At 66.4% G+C, this 6,461-nt stretch carries 6 protein-coding genes; 1 reads left to right on the top strand and 5 read right to left on the bottom strand.

The window, feature by feature from the left end:
• Window positions 1-361 precede the first annotated feature (361 nt).
• A complete protein-coding gene (locus ACFZCE_RS14255) occupies window positions 362-1,693 on the top strand; it encodes a carbohydrate porin (RefSeq protein WP_390939962.1) in 1,332 nt (443 codons plus the stop codon).
• 10 nt (window positions 1,694-1,703) lie between these two features.
• Here the strand turns inward: ACFZCE_RS14255 and ACFZCE_RS14250 are convergent, their stop codons facing one another.
• The 5 genes from ACFZCE_RS14250 to ACFZCE_RS14230 all read right to left on the bottom strand — a co-directional run bounded on the left by ACFZCE_RS14250 (window position 1,704) and on the right by ACFZCE_RS14230 (window position 6,444).
• Entirely contained in the window at window positions 1,704-2,543 is an 840-nt protein-coding gene (locus ACFZCE_RS14250) for a CAP domain-containing protein (RefSeq protein ID WP_390939960.1), read from the bottom strand.
• A 60-nt stretch (window positions 2,544-2,603) separates the two neighbouring features.
• A complete protein-coding gene (locus ACFZCE_RS14245) occupies window positions 2,604-3,494 on the bottom strand; it encodes a hypothetical protein (RefSeq protein ID WP_390939958.1) in 891 nt (296 codons plus the stop codon).
• A gap of 41 nt (window positions 3,495-3,535) precedes the next feature.
• Window positions 3,536-4,339, bottom strand: coding sequence for a lipopolysaccharide biosynthesis protein (locus ACFZCE_RS14240; RefSeq protein ID WP_390939955.1), 804 nt, complete (start codon window positions 4,337-4,339; stop codon window positions 3,536-3,538).
• Window positions 4,340-4,548: 209 nt separating this feature from the next.
• Window positions 4,549-4,857, bottom strand: coding sequence for a hypothetical protein (locus ACFZCE_RS14235; RefSeq protein ID WP_390939954.1), 309 nt, complete (start codon window positions 4,855-4,857; stop codon window positions 4,549-4,551).
• 165 nt (window positions 4,858-5,022) lie between these two features.
• Entirely contained in the window at window positions 5,023-6,444 is a 1,422-nt protein-coding gene (locus ACFZCE_RS14230) for a transglycosylase SLT domain-containing protein (protein WP_390939952.1), read from the bottom strand.
• Window positions 6,445-6,461 lie beyond the last annotated feature (17 nt).

Here is a 6,461-nt window from a genome sequence, read left to right as displayed (position 1 = left end):
TGAAGCTCATGCACAAAATCAGCAGAGCTCACAGATTGATCTCTTCCGTAAAGCCGTGAAATGGCTTAAGTGAACAGCATTACGGCACAGCCGGCCTCCCACGGGCTCTGTATTGCCCAGTCAATCAAGGGCTTATACAAATCTGGTGGGGGGGCCTTGCTCCGGCATTACGGCCGCGCTGGGCGAAGGGCCCCATAACCCTGCCCCCCCCCCCTTTTATCTCCTCCCCCGTAACGCTGTTTTCCCATTCCAGCGCAGCGAACCCCTGCCAGATGCCGTACCCTGCGCGCGGGGCGTGCTAAACCGCTTCAGCCGCTCTGGGCCAAGGGTTTGGCCCTTCATTCATGTTCTGGATATCACCATGCCTTCCCCTAACAAGATCCGCGCCCTGGCCCTGGGCGCTGCCGTGGCCTGCTCGGCCCCGGCTTTCGCTACGACTGCCTTCGATACCCAATCGCCCTGGATGCTCGGCGACTGGGGCGGCCTGCGCACCCAGTTGCACGACCAAGGCGTAGACTTTCAGCTCAACTACCTGAGCGAAGGCGCCGCCAACCTGCGCGGCGGCTACAGCGGCCACCACACCGCGCGCTATGCCGACCAGTGGAGCCTGGGCGCCACCTTCGACCTGCACAAGCTGCTGGGCTGGCAAGACGCCCAGGCGCAGGTGCAGTTCAGCGACCGTAACGGCCGTAGCCTGGACGACGATGCCCTCAACGACCCACGCGCCGGCGGCTTTGCCTCGACCCAGCAGATTCACGGGCGCGGCAGCGTTACGCGCATCACCGAGCTGTGGCTGAGCAAGGGTTGGTTCAACGACCGCCTGAACGTCAAGGCCGGGCGCTTTACTGTCAGCGACGAGTTCGCCGTGCAGGATTGCCTGTTTCAGAACCTGGCGTTCTGCGGCTCGCAGCCGGGCAACTACGTCAGCGACATCTACAACAGCCCTACCAGTTCCTGGGCGTTGCGCATCAAGTATCGGCTGGCCGATCAACTGGCTGCCCAGGTCGCCAGCTACAACGTCAACCCGTCGGGCCTGGACAACGACAACGCGCTGAAGCTGCGCACCCACGGCACCACCGGCATGCTGCTGCCGGCCGAGTTGATCTGGGCGCCGCAGGTCAACCGCCTGCCGGGTGAGTACCGCCTGGGCTACTACTACAACACGGCCAACCACGCTGACGTGTACCACGACGCCAATGGCAATGCCGCGGCGTTGACCGGCGACAACTACCGCAGCCAAGACAGCCGCCACGGCGGGTGGATGACCGCCAAGCAGCAACTCACCGCCCCCGGCGGCGACGCCAGCCGCGGCCTGGTGCTGTATGCCAGCGCGACCTTCCATGACCGCGCCACCAACCCGGTCGACAGCTACCAGCACGCCAGCCTGGTGTACAAAGGCCCGTTCGCCGCGCGCCCACACGACACCCTGGGCGTTGGCCTGGCGCGCATCCATGCCAGCAGCCAGTACCTGCGCAACGCGCAGCTGGAAAACGACGCCAGTGGCCTGGGCTACAGCGACGCCGGCTACGTGCCTGAGCAGCACACCGCCTACATGGCCGAGCTGAACTACGGCATCCAGGCCACTGGCTGGCTGAACCTGATGCCCAACCTGCAATACGTGCGCAACCCCGGCGGTGTGCGCCAGGTCGACAACGCCGTGGTGCTGGGGCTGCAGGCCGCCGCCAGCTTCTGACCGGCGCGCCCTACTGGCCGCCGAACATCGCCGTCCAGTAAATGCCGGCGTCGCTTTTCGGGTCTGTGGCATAGGCCGCGCCCAGGTCGCGCCAGGCCGGGTTCATCAGGTTGGCGCAGTGCTCGGGGCTGGCCAACCAGCCGGCGAGCACCTTGGCCACGCCGTCCTGGCCGGCGGCGATGTTTTCCCCTACCGCCTGGCCGGGGTAACCAGCCAACTCGGCGCGGTCACCGGGGGTACCACCGGTTTTGTCCTTGTGGTCGAAGTAGTTCTGGTTGGCCATCTCCCGACTATGGCCCTCGGCGGTGCTGCCCAGGGTGGCGTTCCAGGCCAACGGCGGCGCCGCGCCGTAGGCTGCGCCGCCGCATTGGCGCGGCTGGCCACGGGCGCTGTTGATCGCCGCCAGCAACGCCTGGCCTTCGTTTTCCCAAGCCCCCAGCTTGGCCGACAGCAACGGCCGCGCCAGCACGATGCGCCAATCGCGGCCTACCTGGTTCACACCGATGTCGACGAAACCGGGGGCCAGCACCACCTTGCAGAAGTTGGCCTGCACCGCCGCCATCGCCGCCTGGGCGTCGCGCGGGCCAGACAAACTGATGGCCTGCACGTTGAGCATCGGGTAGCCGGCCTGGGCCAAGGCCTGCTGCAAGTCACCGCTGGTATTGACCGGCAGCACCAGCCGCCGGTCACTGGCCAGCGGCGGCAGCGGTTGCGAGGCCTGTTCGCCGCAGCGCTGGTATTGGCCGCGGTAGGCGTTGAGGGCTTCGACCAGTTGGCTGGGTTCATCGGCCAGGGCAGAGAAGGAACAAGCAGTAAGCCAGCAGGCAAAAGCCGCAAGCGGAAGGCGCATACCGGGGGCATCCTGTCAGGGGGAAAGCGCCCACTGTAGCAGCCCTGCCCCGCGTAGCAATCAGCCTAGCGCGCTGGCGACCCGCTTGATCATGGCCTCGGGGCCCAGGCGCTCGAGCACTGCCGGGGCGACCGCGGGCGGCGTACCGCTGATGAAGCCCGGCAGCCGCTCAATCGGGTCCACACCCCAAATGAAGAACCGCGCCGGGTCGTAGAAGTCCGCGGCCGCCACCTGGGCATTGGTGGTGAGCAACTTCTTGTCGAAAAACAGCGCTTCCAGCACCCGCAGGGTGAAGCCCGCCTGCCCGGCTTGGTTCACCTCCACCAGCACATCGGCTGCCAACGCCATGCGAATGCTCTCGCGATAGCTGTAGGGCGCGGCAACATGATAGGGCGAACTCACTGGAGCACCCACCAAATGGAAGTCCAGGGTACCTGGGTACTGAGCGAGCGCGTCGGCGATGCCATGCACAGCGGCGCTGCGGCCTTTCTCCCGCCCCAGGAAAAAAAACCGCGGCGCGCCCGGCGTGGCGCTGCCCTGCTGGCCCAGCGCGCGGGCCTTGCCGGCGGTATAGGGAAAAAACTGCTCCAGGTGATCGATACCCAACGCCGCGCACTGGGCAGGGTCGAAACTGTAGATGCGATCAAACATTGGCCGCGCGCGCTCAAGGGCTGCGGCATCGATCAGGTCACGAACCAACAACACCTTGCGCCCGGCAAAGGCCTGCACGATCGAGGTATTGAAGCCACGAAACAGCTCGCCTTCGTTGCACAACAGAAGGTCCTGCCGGCCCGCGCCGAGGGTTCGAGCCACCCACCGCCCCAGCCCTGCATAGGGCAGCTTGAGGGGGGTCTTTTTGCCCAGCGAGCGGAGCAACTTGTAAAGCCGTCGCGCCCACGGCCCAGGCTTGACGACCGCCACGCTGTAGCGCTGCGCGAGGGACGCGATCATCTCGCGCTCGTATTCAGACTTCCACCCGAGGAAAAAAACCTTCATCGCGCCATGCCCTGGGCGGGCACCGCGCAGGCCCTGAGCGGCGCGGCGCCACCACGGGCCTGGCCGAGCAACTCGTCTACCTGCTGCAAGGGCGCGAACGGGATGATAGACGGCGGTACCCGCGAGCCCGGCGAGAGGTTGTACACCCGAAAGCGCTCGCCCACCACCTGCTCAGCCATCAGCCGCAACGACGGCAGGATCCGCGTTTCATAGTGTTTGTCGAGCTCGCAGGGCGAAGCTTTGGCGCCAGGTTTTTCGTAAAACCGCGGCGCGGCCTGGTTGAGGTCGAAGCCCACCAAAAACACCGTATCAAAGCCGGCATGGTAGGCCATCTGCAGCGCCACATAGGGCACGGTGCGCGCGTCGAAGTAGCCTTTTTCGAGGTTTTTACTGAAGCCGATCCGGCGCCGGCGCGGCCATTGGCCGGCGTAGCCGCGGGCCAGCTCAGGGTCTTCGAAAAACTGCTCGACCCAGCCCGGCTCGGGCACCTTGCGCGGGGCATAGAGCTCCCCCGCCACGGGCAGCGGGAAGCGCTCGACGGCCTCCGGCCAGACCGCCACGCGCTCGCTGATGGCCAACGCCCGGGCGTACAGCTCGGGTTGCTGCTCCATGAAGCCCATGTCGGTGCACACATAGCACCAGGGTTTTTGCCGGCTGCCGTTGAACAGCGAAATCGCGCCATTGACCGCGATCATCGGCACACCGGCGTAACGCTGCAGCGGGAACTGCCCGGCCGACGGCCCGGACGCCAGAATGAACACAGCGCCCGAAGCGATGTTGCGGCAGCGGTCGAAACTCAATACGGATGGCGAGGCGATAAGACCCAACTCCTGATATATCGGCAGGCTGGCCACGGGGCCAGCGCCGAGAGCCTAATGATTAGCAGGCTACCTATATAGGTGGAAAAATCCGAAATACGACGCCGGATTAACGTTGGATCTTCTCAGCCTGATGTTATTTTTACATCTACAGGCGGTCACAGCTTTGTAAGTGAACGGTTACAACCCCCTCAGAACCGCAGCAACCCCTGCCGCGCGATCCGCACCAATTGCGCGATCACCCGGGGCGCCTGCTCGGCCGAGGGCGACTGCACCACCGCCAGGTCGAAACGGTCGGCGGCGTAGCCGGCCAGGTCTTGCCCGGCCTCGGCGAACTGGATGGCCAGCGCGCTGGCCTTGCCGTTGCGCCGCGGCCAGCCATCGAGGCAGCGCAGCAAGGTGGGCTGGTGCTGGCCGATCAGCAGGATGCTGGGCGTACGGTTATGCAGGCGCGCCGAGGGCAAAGGCGCCAGGCAAACACTGGGGCGTGGGCAACTCATGGGGATCTCCGCCTCGCAAACGGTGCCGGGCGGGGTGTGAGGCATCACCGAGCCAGCGCTTTAGCGGTATTTCACAAGCCCGTAGGCTTGCCGCGCCCCGCAAGTAGCTGTCTAAATCGGCGCGAAGGGGATGCTAAGAAGGCGCGGGCGCGATGTCAAGGCGCCTCAACGAAATGCCACCCGGTTGGTTTTCGGCTCAAGGCTGTCGCGCTCGCGATCATAGGCCAGAAAGTACTTGTTCACCGCGTTCACGTAGCTGACGGTGGCCATGCCGAGTTGCTCCTGCGCCACCCGCTCCACCTGGAAAAACCACTGGTTGGGATTCAGCCCGCGGCGCCGGGCTTCGGCGCGCAGCGCCTGCACCCGCTCGGGTCCCAGGTTGTAGGCGGCCAGGGTAAAGGCCATGCGCTCGCGTTCGGCGAGCTGCCGGCTGGCGAAGAACTTGCGCTTGATCAACGCCAGGTAACGGGCGCCGGCCTTGACGTTGTTGTCCAGCTCATGGATGCCGCTGACCCCCACCCGCGCCGCGGCCTGGGGGGTGATCTGCAGCAGCCCGGTGGCACCGCTGCCGCCACGGGCGGTCGGGTCCAGGGCCGACTCTTTGTACGCCAGCGCGGCCAGGTCGAGCCAGTCCAGGCCCTGCTGCTGGGCATTGCGCTGCAGCACCGGGCGCAGGTTTTCGAGGCGCTCGCGCTCGGCGCGGGCCAGCGGGTTGTGGATCTTGTACAGCGGGCCATAGGCCTTGACGAAGGCTTTGTCCTGGTCCACCGGCGGGCGGTACCCCTGCACGAAGGCATCGACGCTGGCCTGCAACTGGGTGGCCAGGCTGCGGGTGTACCAGCGCATGCCGGTGGCCGGGGCGAACGCCACCTGGCGGTCGATACGCAGGCCCGGCATCACCTTGGCCCATCGTTCGGCGATGGGCTGCTCGACCAGCGTCATCGGGTACACCCGGGCTTCGACCATCTCCAGCACATCTTCCACGGCCAGGCTCGGGTCGACCCACTCCACCCGCACCGGCGCCTGGCGGCGCTGGGCCAGTTGCGCGTTCAACCGCGCCAGCACCTCGCCGGCGGCGCTGCCGGCGGGCAGCACCAGTGCCTTGCCGGCCAACTGCTGGGGTTGGCTGTAGCGCCGGCTGCCGCGCGCGCTGACCAGCACCAGTGGCGTGCGTTCGACCGTTGGCTGGCTGCCGCTGATGCCCGGCAAGGCGGCCAGGTCCATGGCTTCGCCGGGGGCAACCAGGTCGCCCTCACCGCGCAGCAAGGCGCCCAGCAACTGCTCCTTGGCCTTGGGGATGAGCTTGAAACTGACCTTCTGGCCACCGCCGGCGGGGCTGGCCAGGTAGCGCTCGAAGGCTTTCAAGCGGATGTCTTCAACGCCGATCACCTGGCCACCGACGGTGCCGGAGCTGTTGCGGCTCTGGTTGACCAGCACGCGCAGCACGTGGCTGCGGCGGATGTCGGCGAGGTCACGGACCTTGGCCGGGTGCGCAGCCTGCTGCGGGCCATTGGCCTTGGCGGCGGCCACCCCCGGGCACGCCGCGGCCATGGCCAGGGCCATGGCGAAAAAAAGGGAACGCTTCATTCGTGCTCCGAAGTGAT

Origin of the sequence: Pseudomonas sp. NPDC007930 (assembly GCF_042958985.1) — a bacterium.
Taxonomy (GTDB): domain Bacteria; phylum Pseudomonadota; class Gammaproteobacteria; order Pseudomonadales; family Pseudomonadaceae; genus Aquipseudomonas.
This window is presented reverse-complemented; position numbering and strand designations above follow the sequence as displayed.